The 18,906-nt window shown below is 38.7% G+C and carries 25 protein-coding genes; 12 read left to right on the plus strand and 13 right to left on the minus strand.

The features are described 5' to 3' along the window. The 6 genes from mnmG to H7U17_RS13345 form a co-directional block, all read right to left on the minus strand. Nucleotides 1-1,866, minus strand: coding sequence for a tRNA uridine-5-carboxymethylaminomethyl(34) synthesis enzyme MnmG (gene mnmG, locus H7U17_RS13320; RefSeq protein ID WP_186757229.1), 1,866 nt, complete (start codon nucleotides 1,864-1,866; stop codon nucleotides 1-3). A 180-nt stretch (nucleotides 1,867-2,046) separates the two neighbouring features. Further along, on the minus strand, nucleotides 2,047-2,484 hold the full coding sequence (gene ybeY / locus H7U17_RS13325; RefSeq protein ID WP_186757230.1) for an rRNA maturation RNase YbeY: 438 nt from the start codon (nucleotides 2,482-2,484) through the stop codon (nucleotides 2,047-2,049). Between the two features lies 1 nt (nucleotide 2,485). Further along, nucleotides 2,486-2,887, minus strand: a complete 402-nt coding sequence (locus H7U17_RS13330; RefSeq protein WP_186757231.1) for an ATP-binding protein — start codon at nucleotides 2,885-2,887, stop codon at nucleotides 2,486-2,488. Nucleotides 2,888-2,926: 39 nt separating this feature from the next. Next, nucleotides 2,927-3,688: an exodeoxyribonuclease III gene (locus tag H7U17_RS13335; protein ID WP_186757232.1), complete on the minus strand. Its 762-nt coding sequence runs from the start codon at nucleotides 3,686-3,688 to the stop codon at nucleotides 2,927-2,929. A gap of 84 nt (nucleotides 3,689-3,772) precedes the next feature. Beyond that, complete coding sequence (locus tag H7U17_RS13340; RefSeq protein ID WP_186757233.1) at nucleotides 3,773-4,135, minus strand: hypothetical protein; 363 nt, start codon at nucleotides 4,133-4,135, stop codon at nucleotides 3,773-3,775. Next, nucleotides 4,135-4,482 (minus strand): carboxymuconolactone decarboxylase family protein, encoded by a 348-nt coding sequence (locus H7U17_RS13345; RefSeq protein WP_186757234.1) that lies wholly within the window; start codon nucleotides 4,480-4,482, stop codon nucleotides 4,135-4,137. Before H7U17_RS13345 ends, H7U17_RS13340 begins: the two co-directional genes overlap by 1 nt. 205 nt (nucleotides 4,483-4,687) lie before the next feature. Here H7U17_RS13345 and H7U17_RS13350 point away from each other — a divergent pair, with 205 nt between their 5' ends. The 9 genes from H7U17_RS13350 to H7U17_RS13390 all read left to right on the plus strand — a co-directional run bounded on the left by H7U17_RS13350 (nucleotide 4,688) and on the right by H7U17_RS13390 (nucleotide 12,004). Continuing rightward, complete coding sequence (locus H7U17_RS13350; RefSeq protein ID WP_317172742.1) at nucleotides 4,688-5,257, plus strand: ComF family protein; 570 nt, start codon at nucleotides 4,688-4,690, stop codon at nucleotides 5,255-5,257. A 118-nt stretch (nucleotides 5,258-5,375) separates the two neighbouring features. Beyond that, nucleotides 5,376-5,876, plus strand: coding sequence for a cupin domain-containing protein (locus tag H7U17_RS13355; RefSeq protein ID WP_186757236.1), 501 nt, complete (start codon nucleotides 5,376-5,378; stop codon nucleotides 5,874-5,876). Nucleotides 5,877-6,041: 165 nt separating this feature from the next. After that, nucleotides 6,042-6,413 carry a VOC family protein gene (locus H7U17_RS13360; protein WP_186757237.1) on the plus strand — a complete coding sequence of 124 codons (372 nt, stop codon included), beginning with the start codon at nucleotides 6,042-6,044 and terminating at the stop codon, nucleotides 6,411-6,413. Between the two features lie 147 nt (nucleotides 6,414-6,560). Then, nucleotides 6,561-7,589: a methyltransferase gene (locus H7U17_RS13365; RefSeq protein ID WP_186757238.1), complete on the plus strand. Its 1,029-nt coding sequence runs from the start codon at nucleotides 6,561-6,563 to the stop codon at nucleotides 7,587-7,589. An 84-nt stretch (nucleotides 7,590-7,673) separates the two neighbouring features. After that, the gene (locus H7U17_RS13370; RefSeq protein WP_186757239.1) at nucleotides 7,674-8,291 is read left to right on the plus strand and encodes a hypothetical protein; all 618 of its coding nucleotides are present in this window, start codon (nucleotides 7,674-7,676) and stop codon (nucleotides 8,289-8,291) included. 102 nt (nucleotides 8,292-8,393) lie between these two features. Next, nucleotides 8,394-9,152 (plus strand): SDR family NAD(P)-dependent oxidoreductase, encoded by a 759-nt coding sequence (locus tag H7U17_RS13375; protein WP_186757240.1) that lies wholly within the window; start codon nucleotides 8,394-8,396, stop codon nucleotides 9,150-9,152. Between the two features lie 305 nt (nucleotides 9,153-9,457). After that, nucleotides 9,458-10,873 (plus strand): pyridoxal phosphate-dependent decarboxylase family protein, encoded by a 1,416-nt coding sequence (locus H7U17_RS13380; protein WP_186757241.1) that lies wholly within the window; start codon nucleotides 9,458-9,460, stop codon nucleotides 10,871-10,873. A gap of 60 nt (nucleotides 10,874-10,933) precedes the next feature. Beyond that, nucleotides 10,934-11,524 carry a hypothetical protein gene (locus tag H7U17_RS13385; protein WP_186757242.1) on the plus strand — a complete coding sequence of 197 codons (591 nt, stop codon included), beginning with the start codon at nucleotides 10,934-10,936 and terminating at the stop codon, nucleotides 11,522-11,524. Nucleotides 11,525-11,542: 18 nt separating this feature from the next. After that, nucleotides 11,543-12,004, plus strand: a complete 462-nt coding sequence (locus H7U17_RS13390) for a hypothetical protein (RefSeq protein ID WP_186757243.1) — start codon at nucleotides 11,543-11,545, stop codon at nucleotides 12,002-12,004. 18 nt (nucleotides 12,005-12,022) lie between these two features. Here H7U17_RS13390 and H7U17_RS13395 read toward each other — a convergent pair whose 3' ends face one another. Continuing rightward, nucleotides 12,023-12,250: a DUF2905 domain-containing protein gene (locus tag H7U17_RS13395; RefSeq protein WP_186757244.1), complete on the minus strand. Its 228-nt coding sequence runs from the start codon at nucleotides 12,248-12,250 to the stop codon at nucleotides 12,023-12,025. Between the two features lie 102 nt (nucleotides 12,251-12,352). Here H7U17_RS13395 and H7U17_RS13400 point away from each other — a divergent pair, with 102 nt between their 5' ends. Next, nucleotides 12,353-12,955 (plus strand): DUF1684 domain-containing protein, encoded by a 603-nt coding sequence (locus tag H7U17_RS13400; RefSeq protein WP_186757245.1) that lies wholly within the window; start codon nucleotides 12,353-12,355, stop codon nucleotides 12,953-12,955. A gap of 22 nt (nucleotides 12,956-12,977) precedes the next feature. On the opposite strand, the gene H7U17_RS20655 is transcribed toward H7U17_RS13400, so the two are convergent. From H7U17_RS20655 to H7U17_RS13415, 3 genes are all read right to left on the minus strand, one after another. Then, on the minus strand, nucleotides 12,978-13,202 hold the full coding sequence (locus H7U17_RS20655; RefSeq protein WP_186757420.1) for a phospholipase D-like domain-containing protein: 225 nt from the start codon (nucleotides 13,200-13,202) through the stop codon (nucleotides 12,978-12,980). 185 nt (nucleotides 13,203-13,387) lie between these two features. After that, nucleotides 13,388-13,771: a DUF3037 domain-containing protein gene (locus H7U17_RS13410; RefSeq protein WP_186757246.1), complete on the minus strand. Its 384-nt coding sequence runs from the start codon at nucleotides 13,769-13,771 to the stop codon at nucleotides 13,388-13,390. Next, nucleotides 13,749-14,531: a HipA family kinase gene (locus H7U17_RS13415; RefSeq protein ID WP_186757247.1), complete on the minus strand. Its 783-nt coding sequence runs from the start codon at nucleotides 14,529-14,531 to the stop codon at nucleotides 13,749-13,751. The genes H7U17_RS13410 and H7U17_RS13415 overlap by 23 nt, the downstream gene beginning before the upstream one ends. 154 nt (nucleotides 14,532-14,685) lie before the next feature. Between H7U17_RS13415 and H7U17_RS13420 the strand changes: the two genes are divergently transcribed. Further along, complete coding sequence (locus H7U17_RS13420; protein WP_186757248.1) at nucleotides 14,686-15,144, plus strand: very short patch repair endonuclease; 459 nt, start codon at nucleotides 14,686-14,688, stop codon at nucleotides 15,142-15,144. A gap of 55 nt (nucleotides 15,145-15,199) precedes the next feature. Here the strand turns inward: H7U17_RS13420 and H7U17_RS13425 are convergent, their stop codons facing one another. Continuing rightward, nucleotides 15,200-15,586 carry a (deoxy)nucleoside triphosphate pyrophosphohydrolase gene (locus H7U17_RS13425; protein WP_186757249.1) on the minus strand — a complete coding sequence of 129 codons (387 nt, stop codon included), beginning with the start codon at nucleotides 15,584-15,586 and terminating at the stop codon, nucleotides 15,200-15,202. Between the two features lie 521 nt (nucleotides 15,587-16,107). Here H7U17_RS13425 and H7U17_RS13430 point away from each other — a divergent pair. Further along, a complete protein-coding gene (locus H7U17_RS13430; RefSeq protein WP_186757250.1) occupies nucleotides 16,108-16,764 on the plus strand; it encodes an HAD family hydrolase in 657 nt (218 codons plus the stop codon). Between the two features lie 70 nt (nucleotides 16,765-16,834). Here H7U17_RS13430 and H7U17_RS13435 read toward each other — a convergent pair whose 3' ends face one another. Both H7U17_RS13435 and radA read right to left on the minus strand, forming a co-directional pair. Continuing rightward, complete coding sequence (locus tag H7U17_RS13435) at nucleotides 16,835-17,257, minus strand: secondary thiamine-phosphate synthase enzyme YjbQ (RefSeq protein ID WP_186757251.1); 423 nt, start codon at nucleotides 17,255-17,257, stop codon at nucleotides 16,835-16,837. A 180-nt stretch (nucleotides 17,258-17,437) separates the two neighbouring features. Next, complete coding sequence (gene radA / locus H7U17_RS13440; protein WP_186757252.1) at nucleotides 17,438-18,820, minus strand: DNA repair protein RadA; 1,383 nt, start codon at nucleotides 18,818-18,820, stop codon at nucleotides 17,438-17,440. Nucleotides 18,821-18,906: the final 86 nt, after the last annotated feature.

Here is an 18,906-nt window from a genome sequence, read left to right on the forward strand (position 1 = left end):
TTATCTTCCTAAATATACTGTGAGTATGGATAAATCAGCTGGTGATACTCCACTGATTCTGGATGCTTGTCCTAAGGTTTCCGGTTTTACTTTACTGAGCTTTTGTTTGCCTTCTGCAGATAGGGCCGGAACTGATAAATAATCAAAATTAAGTGGTATTTTGAAATTCTCCATATTGTTGAGCTTTTCTACCATCTGTTGTTCTTTCTCGATATAGCTATTATATTTTACTTGAATTTCAGCTTGTTCTAATACCTGTTTAGGGTATCTACTTAAGTAGCTGTTTAATTCTTCATCCAAGTTCTTAATAGTTTGTAAACCTAATTGTGGTCTTTTTAGTAATTTTTCTACTGTAATTTTTTCCTTAATAGTAGCAGTTTGTAAGTCTTCCAAACCTGTGTTGATACTATCTGGGCTAAGCTTTTTCTGCTTGAGATCATTGATCAATTTCGCAGTATCATTCTTTTTGTCCATCATTTTATCTAATCTCTCATCAGATGCTAAACCAAGTTTATGGCCTAATTCTGTTAAACGGAGATCAGCATTGTCCTGTCTTAATAATAGTCTGAACTCAGCCCTGGAGGTAAACATCCTATAAGGTTCTTCTGTACCCTTATTGATTAAGTCATCTATCAATACACCAATATAAGCATCTGATCTTTTAAGAATGAATGGCGCTTCTTCTTTTACTTTTTGAGCGGCATTCATACCGGCAACTAAACCTTGTGATGCTGCTTCTTCATAACCTGTCGTGCCATTGATTTGGCCTGCGAAAAACAGATTTTCTACCAATTGTGTTTCAAGTGTAAGCTTCAATTGAGTAGGTGGGAAGAAGTCATATTCTATCGCATAACCCGGGCGGAACATTTTACAATTCTCAAAACCCTGAATTTTTCTAATGGCATTATATTGTACATCTTCTGGTAGAGAGGTGGAAAATCCATTTACATAGATTTCAACTGTATCCCAACCTTCAGGTTCAACAAATATTTGGTGTCTATCTCGTTCTGCAAAGCGATTGATTTTATCTTCTATAGAAGGACAATATCTTGGACCCAAACCTTGAATTCTGCCATTAAACATAGGAGATCGATCAAATCCTGTTTCCAATGTTTCATGAACTTCTTTATTGGTATAAGTGATCCAACAGGTTTTTTGTTCTTTTAGAGGTGTTGTTTCATCGGAAAATGAAAACTTCTCTGGTTTTTCGTCACCGTATTGCACCTCCATTTTAGAATAATCAAGACTTCTCCCGTCTACTCTCGGAGGCGTTCCTGTCTTCATTCTACCTGCTTCAAAGCCAAGTTCTACCAATTGCTCTGTAATTCCTCTCGCAGCAGCCTCCCCTGTTCTACCGCCCCCAAATTGTTTTTCTCCGATATGGATAAGACCATTAAGAAAAGTACCATTGGTTAAGACAACGGATTTTGCTTTTATTTCTAATCCAATACTGGTTCTTACGCCTGTGACACGTTTGTCTTTTACGATCAAGCCAGTAATCATTTCTTGCCAAAAGTCTACATTGGGAGTTCTTTCTAATGCTAGTCTCCATTCTTCTGCAAATCTCATTCGGTCATTTTGTGATCTTGGAGACCACATTGCGGGGCCTTTTGAGCGATTTAGCATTCTGAATTGGATCATCGATTTATCAGAAATGATACCAGATTGTCCACCTAGGGCATCAATTTCCCTTACGATTTGTCCTTTTGCCACCCCTCCCATTGCAGGATTACATGACATTTGGGCAATAGTATTCATGTTCATTGTACATAAAAGCACTGAACTCCCCATCTTTGCTGCAGCATGCGCGGCTTCACAACCAGCATGACCAGCTCCCACTACTATTACGTCGTACTCTGGAAACATAATCAAATAAGTTTAAGGTGTTCCACGTGGAACACGTCTGTTAAGATTTTGTCTTTCATCACAATGTTTCACGTGGAACATTGTGATGAAGTTTGATGTTTTTTAGTGTTCCACGTGAAACGTTTTGGAAATGCATAAGGTTTATGATATGAGTATTGTATGTGTTTCACGTGGAACATTTTATTTTTCTATTGCTAGTTTGAAGAAACTATTTATGGATTCGTTTTCTTTTGTTCGCATGGTTTGGGTTTCTGTCGGGGTTTTGTCTTTGTAGCCACAGAGATGAAGTATTCCGTGACAAAGAACTCTGAGGATTTCTTTTTGAAAATCCTGGTCTTCTTTTTTAGCGTTGTCTTTTACTCTTTCTATACTAATGAATATGTCGCTTTCGATATTATTTTCTTCTTCTGAATTATCAAAGGTGATGATATCAGTATAGGTGTCATGGTTTAGGTATTCTACATTTATTTGATGCAAGTATTCATCTGTGCAGAATATGTAGTTTAAGTCAGAAATGGTGAAGCCTTCTTTTTGTGCGATAAGTCTTAACCATTTCTTCGTTATGTTTTTTTTAGGAAGATTGTATTTGATGTCTTCTTGGAAGAAATTTATGGCCATATCAGTTCATGTAGAATGTCAATACTGTTTTTTTGCCTTCTTCTTCGAATTTGACTTCATCACAAAGGTTTTTCATGATGAATACTCCTCTTCCACCCGATTTTTCAATGTTTTCAGGAGAAGTGGGGTCTTGTAAATTGTCAAAGTCAAAGCCTTTGCCTTCGTCTTCAATGATAAACTTTAATTGGTCTTCGAGGAAATTTAGTTCCAATTTTACGGTTTTTTGTGCGTCTCCCTGATTTCCATGGATAATGGCATTGCTGACACATTCCGTGACTGAAATCATGATATTTCCATAAATGTCATCATTGATTTGGAATTTCTCCTTTGCGTTATCAATGAAGCTTTCTATGATTTTTATGTTCTCGATAAGAGAAGGGATAGAAATTTTGATCGATTTCATTAAGTTTATCTTGTTATTTATCTTCCTAAATATGTATACCTATTTGATCTCCAATGAAATTGGACAGTGATCTGAATGAACCACATCTGCTAGGATTTCTGCTCCAGTAATCCTTTCCTTCATTGGGGTGCTAGTCATATGGTAATCTATTCTCCAACCTTTATTGTTTGCTCTGGAATTGGCTCGGTAGCTCCACCAAGAATATTGATGAGGATCTGTATTGATCAGTCTGAAGCTGTCATCAAATCCTGAGTTTGTGAATTTGTCCATCCATGCCCTTTCTTCAGGTAGAAAACCTGAAGTGTTTTTATTGGAGGCCGGGTTATGGATATCTATAGCCTTATGACAGATATTATAATCCCCACTCAGGATAAGATTCGGTAGCTGCTTTGTCAAGTCTTGTGTATAATCGTAAATTTCGTCAAGGAATTCGTATTTGAAATCCTGTCTTGGTCCACCAGTTGTTCCTGACGGGAAATAAGCGCTGATAAAAGAAAAATCTTTAAAGTCAGCCCTGATCATTCTCCCTTCATCGTCAAATGATGATATACCCATGCCATATTCAATGTTTTTTGGTTTTTCTTTGCTCAATATGGCTACTCCACTATATCCTTTTTTAACAGCTGGATACCAATAACTATGATAGCCTAAGTCTTCTAATAGATTAATTTCTATCTGATCCTTAGTGGCTTTTATTTCTTGTAATCCGATGATGTCAGGAGAGTATTCTGCCAACCATTCGGCAAAACCTTTCCTCATAGCGGCTCTTATACCATTGACATTATAGGATACGATATTCATATTGTAATAGATTTATTTTTGTTAGTCTTTGGTTTAATAATTATCCTTTAAGACTAAATAATATATTTATTCAAAGTAAATTCTCTATTTAATGTCTATTTCAAATTCTTTTTCGAAATATTCCAAGACTTGGATTTTTAAGAGTTTTTCTTGCTCAAGGATGTCAAAATGGGGCAATTCTTTTATTAATTTCCAATGTGGCCAACCATCTTGATCGATGAAATCAAGCTCATAAAATCCTGCTAGGCTCAAAACCTTACAAATAGCTATGTGCATTAAATCCTGCTTTTGCTCCTTGCTAAAGTTTTTGATGCCCTGTCCAAGTTCTTGAACGCCTATAATGAAGAGCACGCCATTAAGGTCTGCAGGTTTTTTACCAATAAGGTCATGCAAACCAACCAAGAGTTTTCCCCATCTCTTTTCAATATCTAGATCTTTTTTTAACATTATCCCTTTTGTTCTTCTAATTCCTCCCAGTATTCAACTGCTTTGCGCAGATGTGGAATGACAATGGTGCCTCCAATAAGATTGGCAATGGAAAATACCTCAAAAACCTGTTCTTTACTAAGGCCAACTTCATGGCATTTGCCCAAATGATAGCGCACACAATCATCACAGCGTAAAACCATAGAGCAGGCCAAGCCAATCATTTCCTTGGATTTAATGTCCACTGCCCCTTCAGAAAAGGCATTGGTATCCAGGTTGAAAATGCGTTTCAGTACTTTATTGTCTTCTCCAAGGATCTTTTCGTTCATCTTGGCGCGGTACTCGTTGAATTCGTCTACTAAATTCATTAACTTATAGGATAGTTTTTATCTAAATAGCAAATATAACAGGTATTTTCCTGTCAATTAGAACTAACAAGTCTTTTTCCTAATGCGTTTCAATTTTTTATATGATTTTTTGGCATTAATATTCCCCCAAAGCTGTTGTTTATGCAAACGGAGCCTATTTGACTTTGAAAATCAATTGTGCAGAATCTGCCAAGCAAAACTTCCTGTGACTACTTATCATTTACGACCACAAAACAATGATTTGGCCATTAAGGTTTATGGGCTTACTCAAGCAAGTAATGTGATGTCTTTCCTCCAGTTTACAAAAAAAGGAATTAGTCAGAAGCTGCTTCATCAATTGAAATACAGAAATAAACCTGAATTGGGGCAGGTATTGGGAAAGCTTTATGGGCAAAGGTTGTTGGAAAGTGGTTTTCAAATAGGCTGGGATGCGGTTTTGGCAGTGCCGCTTCATCCCCTTAAAGAGAAGCAACGTGGTTATAACCAAAGTCTTCAATTTGCGATAGGACTAGGAGCTGTGCTGGACATCCAGGTGGGGCAAAGTCTCAAAAGAACCCGTTTTACTTCCACACAAACTAAAAAGTCCCGTTTGGAAAGGATAAAAAATGTAGAAGGCGTATTTGCTATAGCTTCAGAGGAAGAAATAAAAGGGAAGAATTTATTATTGGTGGATGATGTAATGACTACAGGTGCTACCCTCGCAGCCTGTGCGAATATACTTTTGGAGGCTGGCGCAGATCAGGTAGATTTAGCTGTGATAGCTGCAGGTAAATGATTGAAAACTCCATCGTTCTTACCAAAAGAGGAAAGATCATATTCAACCAGAATTAGTTTGATTTATCCATTATGCATGGCTAAGTTCGAATGATTGGATATCTTTTTATTCATAAGCTATGAAAATTCAGCAGATAATAGAAAAATTGGGATTGGAACCGCACCCTGAGGGTGGTTATTTTAAGGAAGTGTACAGAAGTAAGGGGGAAATTGATCAAGGAAGTTTGTCTGAGGGATTTACTGGAAAAAGAAATTATTCCACCAGTATTTACTTTATGCTGACGTCAGATACCTTTTCGGCCTTTCATCGCATCAAGCAGGATGAAATATGGCATTTTTATATGGGGGCTCCTATTCGGCTTCACTCCATATCTCCTGCAGGAATTCATAGGGATTATATTATAGGTACAGATTTAGTAAATGGGCATATCCCCCAACTGGTAGTTCCTGCTGGGGATTGGTTTGCTGCTAAGGTGGTTGAGAAAAATGCTTTTGCCTTAGTTGGCTGTACCGTGTCACCGGGTTTTGATTTTAGGGATTTTGAATTGGCCGAGCGGGAAAAGTTAGCTGAAGCCTATCCCGATCATAAGGCTTTGATTGAGCGGTTTACTAGAGAATGATCCCGGAAAAGTGTTCTCCATAAATATATTTGTTTTGTCAAGAATGATTAATCAGCTTTTTTTAAAACCATATTACCATATACAATCTCCTTTTAATCAGCTATAATACACCGATATCTTCTAAAAAATGCTTAAATTGATTAGGACACCAAAACCTCAAAGCAAATGAAATTAGGCGCTTTTTCTATAAGTCTTAGTGTTAAGGATATTAAGGCTTCCAAAGACTTTTATGAAAAATTGGGATTTGAAGTTTTTGCTGGAGATATGGAAAAGAATTATCTGATCATGAAAAATGGCAATGCTTTGATCGGATTATTTCAGGGCATGTTTGAGCAGAATATCCTGACCTTTAATCCAGGATGGGATGAGAATGCCAGCAGCCTGAAGGATTTTGATGATGTAAGGAAGATCCAGCAGCATATAAAAGATTCAGGAATCAAGCCTGTGCAAGAAACTGATGAATCAGGATCAGGCCCAGGTGGTTTTGTGATTATTGACCCTGATGGAAATCCAGTGTTGATTGATCAACACATTTGAGCCGATGCCAATTAGCTTTTCTATATGCTATTGGGTTTTGATGAGAAGTTCAATAGATGAGTATTAGATTGACTTACCACAGATTGAAATACTTTTTCAAAAACTTGGAAAAAGTATTGGTCATTTTCCACTTTAAACCCAATCAAGATGAATTCAGAACAAGTTAGCCCAGAAAAAATCCTTCAAGTTGGTATGGGGTTTTTTGCCAGCAAGACCTTATTAGTGGCCGTAAAAATGGGACTTTTTACCTTTTTATCCTTTGGTAAACAGTCTTCCAAGGCCATTCAGGAAAAATTTGGTTTGGACGATAGGTCTTTATATGATTTCTTGGATGCACTGGTTTCCCTTGGATTTTTGGAAAGAGAGGGAATTAAATCTGATGCCTATTATTCTAATTCACCCGATGCTAATCAATTCTTAGATAGGAATAAGCCCAGTTATGTGGGGGGGATTTTGGAAATGGCCAATAATAGGCTTTACCCCTTTTGGAATAATCTGGAAGAAGCATTGAAAACAGGGAAACCTCAAAATGAAGCCAAAGAGGGTGATGGATCCATTTTTGAAATGGTCTATGCAGATGAAAATAAACTAAGGGAGTTCTTGAATGCGATGGCCGGCATACAAATGGGTAACTTTATCATGTTTGCCAATGAGTTTGATTTTTCCCCCTATTTCACCCATTGTGACATTGGAGGTGCAGGAGGATATCTGGCTGCTCAGATAGCCCTGAACAATTCCCATATGAGTTGTGTTTCCTTCGATTTAGAACCTGTTTCGCCCATTGCTTTGGATAATATTCGTTCTATGGGATTGGAAGAGCGAGTGAAAGTCCAATCAGGTGACTTTTTTGAGGACAATTTTCCAAAAGTAGATGTAATAACGATGGGAAATATTTTGCATGATTGGGGGATAGCTGATAAGAAAATGCTTATCAGCAAGGCCTATGAGGCATTGCCCGAAGGAGGTGCCTTGGTCATCATTGAAAATATCATTGACAATGAGCGTAGAGACAATACTTTTGGATTGCTGATGTCCTTGAACATGTTGATAGAGACCGAGGCTGGTTATGATTTTAGTATGGGAGATTTTGAAGTGTTGGCTAAGGAAGCGGGATTTAAGGAGGTTTCATTAATGCGACTTACAGGACCTACCAGTGCTGCCATAGCTAAAAAATAAAATTAAGGGAGAATTGTATGAATTTTACAATTCTCCGACTTTCTTTTGATAATTTCATCCTAGGATTATTGATTTTATCAGTCTATGGATAAGAAGGAAAATAGAACAGTTGCAAAAGAGCTCGTTTGGTATGTCAGTTATGGATCTAATTTGTTAGAAGAAAGATTCCTATGCTATATCTGTGGCGGGCAACCTAAAGGAGCTAGCAGAACTTATAATGGGTGTGTGGATAAGTCGCTTCCTAAAGATAAAAAAGGCCTTATAATTAACCATGAGCTGTATTTTGCCAAGGAAGCGAAAGTGTGGCATAATGGTGGGGTTGCATTTATCCACAGGGAAAAAGACCTGTCTTCCAAAACCTTTGGGAGGATGTATCTGATCACAAAAGATCAGTTTTTGGATGTGGTGATGCAGGAAAATGCGCTTAGCGAACGTCCTGATATCGATTTTAAAGCTATCCAAAAAGAAAAAAACGGTGTTTTGACCAATGCTAATTGGTATAATACTATTTGTTATTTGGGTGAATATGAAGGAGCCCCTATTTATACTTTTACCCATCATAAGCTCATTTCTCCCAAAGTACAACCTCATCCCTCCTATTTATCCACAATTATAGCTGGAATCAAGGAAACTTTTAAACTTTCTGAATCAGAAATACATGCCTATTTATCCTCAAAGGGGTACTTTAAGGAACTTTATTAAGATAGTTGGAGGCAACTAGAATAAGCAAAAGGGCTATTTATATTTATTTCTTTTGCCCTTGAAATCTCATTTCTTATTTTTAATCCAAAGCCATTATATTTTATGGAAATTTCCCTTTCAAATCAACGAATCCTGGTAACTGGTGCCTCCAGAGGCATAGGAAGTGCCATTGCAGAGCAGTTATCCACATCTGGAGCAGAGGTGCTTATTCACTATTCCGAGCATTTAGAAGAGGCCCAAGATCTTAAATCAAAATTGGAAAACAGGTCCCATTTGGTGCAATGTGATTTTTCCGATCTTGAACAAGTTAAGGGATGGTTCCATAGTTTGGTGGATAAATATGGAAAAATAGATGCAGTGATCAATAATGCCGGTATGGCTAAATTCATTTCAGGTGAAGCTGATACTAAGGATTGGATATCAGTTTGGTTTGAGACGATGACAGTAAATGTTAATTCACTGGCCATTATCAGTAAAGAGTTTATTAGCCATGCCCGATTGAATAAGAATGGAAGGTTAATAAATATTAGTTCCAGGGCTGCATTTCGTGGTGATACACCGGAATATTTGGCCTATGCAGCATCCAAATCGGCTTTATTGGGATTTACGAGAACTATCGCCCGTCATTATGGAAAAGAGGGCATTCGAGCATTTATCATCGCTCCTGGATTTGTCCGCACTGAGATGGCCCAGGATTTTATTGATCAATATGGGGAGGATTTTGCCATTAAGGATATCGCTTTGGAGCGATTGACGGAGCCTAAGGATATCGCCCCCATGGTTTGTTTACTATGTTCAGGTTTGGCAGACCATGCTACCGGGAGTACTATAGATTTCAATGCAGGATCCTATGTGCATTAGTTTAGCCTTTAGATTTGAGACGCTAGATTAAAACTTTAAGTCAGGATCGCCATGTCGCAGAGCTACTACCATTGGCGTGAATAAAATGTCATCCTGACAAAGGTAGGATCTCTTTTCCTAATCGTTACTGGAAGAGATGCTTTCCCGAAAGTAATCGGGACAGGCTCTATCGTCAGCATGACATCGATTTGAAGCTCACGTCATATTACTCTTTTATATTTGAGAAAATGTTGACCTCTCGCGATGATGTATTTACCCAAAGCTCAATACTCCCGACTCACTATTCTTTACTATTATTTTAAACCATGAATAAGAAGGATTTTAGAAAACATGCCCATCAACTCGTAGATTGGATGGCAGACTATATGGAAAACAAGGGCTCCTACCCTGTTAGCCCTAAGGTACAGCCTGGTGATATTTATCAACAACTACCAGATAATGCGCCCAATCTGCCTGAGTCTTTTGAGGATATTTTCCAGGACTTTGAGAAAATTATCCTGCCTGGAATGACTCATTGGCAGCATCCTGCCTTTTTTGGCTATTTTCCGGCCAATAATTCTGAACCATCAATTTTGGCAGAAATGCTTATGTCCACATTGGGTGCGCAGTGTATGTCTTGGCTGACCTCTCCTGCTGCTACTGAGTTGGAAGAAAGGGTATTGGAATGGTTAAGGGATGCTAAGGGACTCAATGTATCTTGGAAAGGAGTGATTCAGGATACTGCTTCCACTGCTACTCTTTGCGCAATACTTTCAGCTAGAGAACGGGCAAGTAATTTTTCGATCAATAAGGGTGGGTTTACTGGAAAGGAAAAATACAGGGTATATAGTTCTTCCCATGTGCATTCTTCAGTGGATAAGGCGATGAGAATTGTCGGTTTAGGGGAGGAAAACTTGGTAAAAGTAGCGGTGGATAAGTCCTTTGCCATGGATCCAAATGCCCTTAGGGAGGCTATATCCACAGATTTACTGTCTGGATTTACCCCTCTTTGTGTGGTTTCAGCTTTGGGGACCACCAGTTCCACGGCCATTGATCCAGTCAAGGAAATCGGTGAGATTTGTGACGAATTTGGACTATGGCACCATATAGATGCGGCTTATGCAGGTACAGCATTATTACTTCCAGAATGCCGCTGGATGATGGATGATATGGTAAAGGCAGACAGCTATGTTTTTAATCCACATAAATGGATGTTTACCAATTTCGACTGTTCGGTGTTATATGTAAAAGATGTAGATCAATTGGTCAATACTTTTTCCATGACTCCTGAATATTTAAAAACAGAACAGGATGAGCATGTGAATAATTACCGGGATTGGGGTGTACAATTGGGCAGAAGGTTTAGGGCTTTGAAGCTTTGGTTTGTTATCAGGTCTTATGGTTTGGAAGGGATTAGAGAGAAACTCAGATTGCATTTGTTCCTTAGCAAAAAGGTAGCCAACTTGGTCGAAAACCATAAGAATTTAGAGGTATTGGCTCCTATTCCCTTGAATACCATTTGTTTTAGGTTTGTGGATAAGTCCCTTAGTCAGGAACAGTTGAATTTTCTGAACGCCAAATGGATGCAATCCGTGAATGCAACTGGAAAGGCATTTTTTACCCATACTAAGCTGGATGGAAACTATTGTATCAGATGGGTGATTGGTCAAACAGATGTTTCGATAAAAGAAATTGATAGAACTTGGGAATTACTTATGGAGCAATTGCCGGAACTCAATTAGCCCTTATTTAAGTTTTGTGTTAAAGTAGATATTAGAAAAACCTTTGAATATAGACCATAGATGGCAGCCAAACAGCCCATATTTACCCCAGAACTGATCAAGGTCATCAAGATCTTTGGTTTGCTCTCCATTGGGATTGTTTTTTTCTTTTCATTTTTCAATGAATACAGGGCGGATAATACTGGAAATGAAAGCCAAAGCCATATTACCGACTCGAGTAGGCTGTATTTCAAAAATATGCGTCAGTATTATTATGATGTGGAAAAAAAGGATGAAGCAAAGCTGGATATTTTCCGTTTTGGAAAAAGGATAAAAGATGAAAATTTGCCTTTTATCAACCTTTCTATTATTATAAGTCGTATAAAAGATAAGGCCTTTATTTATTTAGAGCCTTCAAAACTTCTGAATAAGGAAAGTGAAATACAAATCAGGTGGGAAAACTTAGAGAATAATGAGCAGGGATCGCTCAGTTTTATTCCCGGAGATAGGCATTCCCATTTTGATTTTGTGGCTAATTTAACCCCCCTCATCGATGAGAATACTGTATTTGAGGTTAAAATAAACGATGATTGGCATAAAATACTTAATTCAGAAAAGGAACGTCATGCATTTAAAGTTACGGCTGAGGATTATTTCAGGCTGATAGAATAAACCCAAAACTATAACCATATGGATGTTAAGAAAATAGATAATCTCTGGAGGTTTTTAGGGATTAAGAATAATATGCCAGTTAAGCTGGATTTGGATAATTACGTCCATTATTCCTTTGTGAAAGGGAATATATTGGTAAAGCATGAGTTTAATCCAAAGTTATGGTTGGAATCCGCTCTGGTAATTCAAGAAAAAACTTTTCAGGAAAAGGCCGTTTTACAGCATTATCATCATAAGAAGAAGCGATTTGGCTTTCATTCTGAAATGACTTCTACCCATGTGCAGATCTTTTTTCCTCGTGCACTGCTTCATATGAAGAATAAATATGAAATGAACATTCAGAAAGACCGTCATGGAAATTACCAGATTCGCCTAAGTCCCTTTGTTCCCAAAAATATCTATGCGATTTTGGACACAGTTAATTTCATTACCAACGAGATGTGGAAAAAGAACTTTTTCGCGGAGAGTATTAGAAATTAAGTTATATCCTTTTAGCATTTATTTGGTGAAATACTGTATCAACCTGATGATCACAGAAAAAATAATGCTTAGCAGGATCATTGTGGTGATGGGAATATATAAGCTAAAGTCTTCCTTTTCTATACGTATGTCTCCAGGTAATTTTCCTAACCAGTGTAATTTGCTGCCAAAAACATAAACTATCAGACCTATGCCCAGGATTCCCAGCCCGATACCCATTAACCATTTTCCTATTTCATGATTCATAGGCTTAAAATAGACAATTCATTGACTAAAGCATAAAGAATTGATATCTCAGTTATTCCCAAAAAGGATAATTGTTTTAATTTGCTTGATAAAGAATGAAATATGAAGGGACTTTTATTTGGCTTTTTCTTAAGCCTTATTATTTCAGGGGTAATAAATGCCCAAGACCATAAAAAAGAAATTCTGGAATTTCAGTCAGAACTAAACCATGAATTTTCCAATCCTGATGAGTCTCCATTAAAGGCTAAAGATTTAAAAAATTTTGAATCTTTGGACTTCTTTCCGGTTAATAAAAAATATCGGGTTGAAGCCAAGTTTGTTCGTACCAATAATGCAGTTCCTTTTCAGATGCCCACCACTACTGATAGAAAGCCTGTTTATGAAAAATACGGTGAGCTTCACTTTGAGTTGGAAGGTGAAATCCATGTGTTGAGTATTTATCAAAGCCATAGCTTGAGGGAGATGGAGGAATTTAAAAATTATTTGTTTTTACCTTTCACTGACCTTACCAATGGGGAAAGTACCTATGGAGGTGGCAGGTTTATAGGCTTGGAAATCCCAAAGGGAGATACCATGATGCTTGATTTTAATAAAGCTTATAATCCCTACTGCGCCTATAATGGCAAATATTCCTGTCCCATTCCTCCAAAAGAAAATGATTTGCCGCTTGCCATTGAGGCAGGTGTAAAAAAATTTCATGATTAGAGATTTAAATCCCGTAGATGGTCTATAATTCTCGCCATAACCGTTCAAACTCTTTTTGAAAAGATCTTACAGTGTGGATATCTTCGAGTAATAAAATATTTTCATAATTGTATTCTGCTGCTGACCTTGTCCAATTATAGTTTCCTGTAAGGAATTTTTTTTGATGTGTATAAATTAATTCATCCGTAATTTTATTATCATAAATCTTATAAATATTTATGTGGATAAGTAGGGAAGCATTTCTTATTTCCTGCCTAAAGGCATCGCTGCAGGTATTTCCAAACCTGAAATAAGCGACAGTGGATGGATTTTACCGAAAAACGACTAAAACCTGTCAGGTTTTTACGCACCAAGATTCAATAATTTCCGAGAGTCAGCACTTCTAAGTCTGACAGGTTTGCAACTCTATTTAACAATTATAACAAAGCAATACTAAAGTACATTTTCCTCAAAGAGCTTTTCCAAGGTTTGGTCGAGGTCCTTACTGAAACCGCTATGGGGCCTGGAAGTTTGGATGATAGAGCTTCTGACAGCTGTGAGCCAGCGGAAACGGGAAGCCAAGTCCATTTCAGCTATTTTTCCCCCATTGTCCTTACCAAAGCAGATTTTATCAAAAGATGCCAAGTTTAATTTGATCATTTCTATATCAGCTTCGGGGTCCAGTGCCAGCAGCTTTTCTTCATTTAATGAGGTTTTTACTTTAAGGTAACCGCTTTTCCATGCACAGAGGATCACTCCGGCATTGATAAATTCCTCCCTTTCCACCCGTGGTACCACTCGGATGATGGCATAATCAAATAAGTGCTGTTCTTGCATCTTGGGCTTCTTTGGTAAATTGATCGGCATAAGAAAATCTCAGCGCTAAATATTGTTGATAAATGTTTCGTAATTCTTCAGCATCTTCTCCATCCCCACTTGCCAACAGCCATTCCTCAGGAATCAGTGCCACGATTTCCTTCAGTTTTTCGGGACTCAGCATTTCCTTGAATAGGGCGTTGGCTTCTTCAAGCTGGCTCGCCCGTGGCAATAGCACATGATTTTTGATGATAGGAAATACTTTAGTGGCGCTTTTCTCCCAATTGCTCCAGGCATGGTGGAAAAGAAAGGCTGCACCATGGTCGATCAGCCATAGTTCCCTGTTCCACATCAGCATATTGGTATTGCGGAAAGTGCGGTCCACATTGGTGATGAGCATGTCCAGCCAAACGATTTTGGAGGCGAGCAATGGATCTACCTCCATGGCGAGAGCATCATAATTGATGGCACCAGATAGAAAATGCAAGGCCAGGTTTTGGCCTTGACTGCTTTTGAGCAAGTCTTGGATTTCCTCATCTCCTTCTGACCTGCCAAATGCTGGGTCCAAAAAGGCAAATACCAGTTCGGGTACTTTAAATCCCAAAGCTCTGGCGATTTCCCCGCCAAGCAGTTCAGCAATCAGTGCTTTTTCACGCTGTCCAGCACCTTTGAATTTCAAAACATATTTGAATCCATCATCGGCATCGGTCAAGGCCGGCAAAGAGCCTCCCTCCCTTAGCGGAAGGATATATCGGGTCACATTTACAGTGCGTAAATCCATAGTTTTCTCATGAAAGTTATGCTGGGCAAGGTACTATTGTCCTGATCTGAACGATAAGCTTTTCCCGATTCAAATATTGGACAATATATTTTAAATTAAAACTCTAATAGCAATTGTGGAACCCCAAGGCTGTAAATTATGGTTTTTGGTTTATATGAAAAGGTCTTATCCAGAGCAAAAGATCAAAGTGCCCCGCTTCTCCGAGGAAAATGGCTTCTATACCACGAAGCAAAGGTCTTTTATGATGTCCAGGATCAGAGGCAAGAATACTAAGCCTGAAAGGCTCCTCAAAAAAGCCCTTTGGCATACAGGGCTCCATCACCGCACAAACAAACAAAACCTGCCAGGAAGACCTGATATTACATTTATTAAATACAAGCTGGTTATTTTTATCGATGGCTCCTTCTGGCATGGTCATAACTGGGCTGAGAGAAAATATGCTATCAAGTCCAACAAAGATTTCTGGATTCCCAAAATCGAAAGGAATATGCAACGTGACAGGGAAATTAATTACTATTACAGACGCAAAGGCTGGACAGTACTTCGTTTTTGGGATTTTGAGGTAAAGAAGGAGTTAGGGGTATGTGTTAGGAGGGTTATCAACAATCTTTGATGTTTCAATAATAAAGAGGAATATTTTGTGATGGTATTTTTATCATAATAATTTGTCAGCATGTACTTTTCAAAAATTCTTTCACCACTGGCACATCAGCCTCTGCCCAGTCCAGTTCTAATAATTTGGCTTTTGGTAGCCAATGGTAGGCTTGGTGTTCTGCTAAATACAATTCACCGGATTGGATGCTGGCGATAAAGGGTATTAGACAGATTTTAAAATCAGGGTATTTATGGATTACTTCGGGCAACTTCTCTCCTAGCATAATATCCAAATGCAGCTCTTCCTTGATTTCCCTGATCAGGCATTCCTGCTCCGATTCCCCATCTTCCAATTTGCCACCAGGAAATTCCCATTTTTGGGGCATTTGCATCTTTTTACTTCTTTGGACAGCGAGCACCAATCCATCCTGAACAATAATGGCGCAGGTTACCTTTAACATAGAAAAGTGGTTTTATACTCTAAGATAGGGAATGAATAATTGTTTCAAGGAATATTTATTATTCTAATTCGTTGTTCATGTAAAAAATTATCTGCGGGGAGGTTGCCACAGCTGCGGGCCAGCAGTGACCTTAAGGGAAGAAACTTTAGCTGTGTCTTGATTTTTCACTTCCTACCGCCTTTAGGCAGGTTTGCTTCGTTTCTTTTCATCTAAGGAAAAGAAATTAAGAGTTAAGCTTAGTGAACAGTGCTTCTCAAAAACTCCTTTTTGTCCCGACATCTGCGCTGCTGAAAGATTAAAGTTCAGTCTATGATTCTGTTTTTCATGGATTACCAAATTGCCTTAAGTCCGGCTGATTTTCAACTTTACAAATTTTCAATCCAACTGTTCGACAATTTGACAGCAATCCACAATTAAACAGTTAACCTCTTAATCAACATGTCTCCAATATTAAGTCTTTGTTTAACAAAGCAATAATTCACTTACTTCTTCAATCCCATAAAAAGCCGTAATTTTGCGCTATGAAAAATCTTGCAGTGATATTTGATATGGATGGGGTGATCTGTCATACCAATCCTTACCATTCTAAGGCTTTCGAACAGTTTTTTGCTAAAAGGGGTATGAATCCCAGCCAGGAGGAATATGCTCAGCATATGTATGGGAAGCCCAATAGCTATATCTTTAGCCATTTTTTACAGAGAGAGGTTAAGGGAGAGGAACTGATTGAATTGGAAAATGAAAAGGAAGGACTTTTCCGTGAAATCTATGCGCCGATGGTGGAGCCAGTACCGGGCTATTTGGAATTTCTGAATAGCTTGAAGCAAAATGGCTTTAAAACTGGTGTGGGAACTTCTGCTCCGAGAGCCAATATGGATTTGATCATTGATAAGCTAGAGATAAGAACATTGATGGAATCCTTTATGGCCAGTGAAGATGTGAAGACACATAAGCCTGAGCCAGAGGTGTATTTAAAGTCTGCGGAAAACCTTGAAGCACATCCTGAGCAATGTATAGTTTTTGAAGACTCTTTTTCAGGTGCTTCTGCTGGTATAAACGCCGGTATGCAGGTGGTTGGCGTGCTTACTTCGCACACTAAAGAAGAGCTACCTCCTTGTCAGTATTATATCAATGATTATAGTGAAATTTCAGTACAAAGTATACTGGAAATGCTTAAATAAAACAATTTGATATAAATGGATCTAAAAAGTGTGGAAAAACTATAAAAGCAGGTTTTCCACACTTTATTTTTTAGGCACCCATGGCCGTGATGACCAGTTTTCTAGGTCCGCCATAATTCCTGAATTCTCCTAAATATATGCCTTGCCAAGTCCCTAAGGCCAATTTTCCATTTGAAATAGGAATATTTACTGTTGAACCAAAGAGACTACTTTTGATATGGGCAGGCATATCATCCGGCCCTTCATAGGTGTGGATAAATCGTGGATAAGTTTCGCTAACCAAGTCATTAATAAAGGTTTCGAAGTCCTTTCGTACCGTTGGGTCAGCATTTTCATTGATGGTGAGGCCAGCGGAGGTATGCTTGATAAAAACCTGCAAAGTGCCCATTTTTATTTCCCTGATTTCAGGTAGGGCATCTTCCACCTCATCGGTAATCAAATGGAAGCCCCTGGAATGAGCTTTAAGAGATATATGTTTTTGAAAGATTTTCATATCACAAAAATAATAAGCGCTAATTTTTTAACCGCAGATGGGAAGGATAAACACAGATGTTATGTTAGATATTGAAATAAAACACGTCAAACATTTCATCTATCTTGATCTGTGTGTATCTGTGGACAATTATTATCGAGTCCTGATGAAAAGGATAAGCACAGATAGATATATCTGTGCTTAATTAATTAAAAACAGCTGTTGATACATTTCTTCTAGTTTAGTGATGGGGATGATCTCTATGCCGAAGCCTTTTAAATCCACGCCTTTCACAGCGTATTTGGAAACAATGATTTTTTTGAATCCTAACTTGTCTGCCTCTGCAATGCGGTTTTCTATCCTGTTGACTGCCCTGATTTCGCCACCTAGGCCTACCTCGCCAGCAAAACAAAGGTCAGGTGAAATCGGCGTGTCTTCATAAGATGATAATAGGGCTGCACATACAGATAAATCCAGACCCGGATCATCCACACGCATACCTCCAGCTACATTCAGGAATACATCTTGGTTGCCCAGTCGCATTCCACCCCTTTTTTCTAAAACAGCCAAGAGCATATTCAGCCTTTTGGCATCATGGCCCGTGCTGCTTCGCTGTGGCGTACCATAAGTGGCTGGGCTGATCAGGGATTGGATTTCTATCAATAATGGTCGGTTTCCTTCCAGCATGGCACCAGTGGCCACTCCATTGAGGGTTTCTTCGCGCTGGCTAAGCAGGATTTCGGATGGGTTGGCCACTCCCCGGAGTCCTTCTGCGCGCATTTCATAGATGCCCAATTCATTGGTAGAGCCAAACCTGTTTTTGGAGGTGCGTAGAATCCTGTAAGATAAATGACGGTCTCCTTCAAACTGCAAAACAGTATCCACCATATGTTCTAGGATTTTTGGACCTGCAATAGAACCATCCTTGGTGATATGGCCAATAAGAAAAACAGGAGTAGCTGTTTCCTTGGCAAATTTCATCAGCTCCGCTGTACATTCCCTTACCTGGGAAACGCTGCCTGCTGCAGATTCCACATGTTTGCTGTGTAAAGTCTGGATGGAATCGATGACCAGCACTTCTGGCTTGAGGGCAGTGATCTGTTGAAAAATATTTTGGGTATTCGTTTCAGAAAGCACAAAGCAATTATCAGACTTAAACTGCATTCGGTCAGCTCGCATTTTGATCTGGCTTTCACTTTCCTCCCCAGAGACATATAGCACTTTGGTCTGATTAAGTATCAAGGCTATTTGCAGCATCAAAGTGGATTTCCCAATGCCCGGTTCTCCTCCTATCAGGGTCAGTGAGCCTGGCACAATTCCTCCTCCCAAAACCCTATCCAATTCAGGGTCTTGGGTGATTAGTCTTGGATGCTCTTCATAGTTGATTTCCTGTAATTTTCTGGGCGAACCTTGTCGCTTATTATTTTCAGAACCCTGCTTCCAGCTTCCTCGGCCTGATTCTTCCTTGTGGATAACTTCTTCAACATAAGTATTCCATTCGCCACATGCTGGGCACTTTCCCACCCATTTGGGGCTTTGGGCACCACATTGCTGGCAGAAAAAAGCAGTTTTTATTTTAGGCATGAATGAGTTATTCGTTTAATAGTTATTTAAAGCCGGCCAAGCCTGCAGGAAATGTTGAACTTGCTGATCGGAATTTGCAATTCCGA

This window comes from Echinicola salinicaeni (genome assembly GCF_014280965.1).
In the GTDB taxonomy this organism is placed as follows: domain Bacteria; phylum Bacteroidota; class Bacteroidia; order Cytophagales; family Cyclobacteriaceae; genus Echinicola; species Echinicola salinicaeni.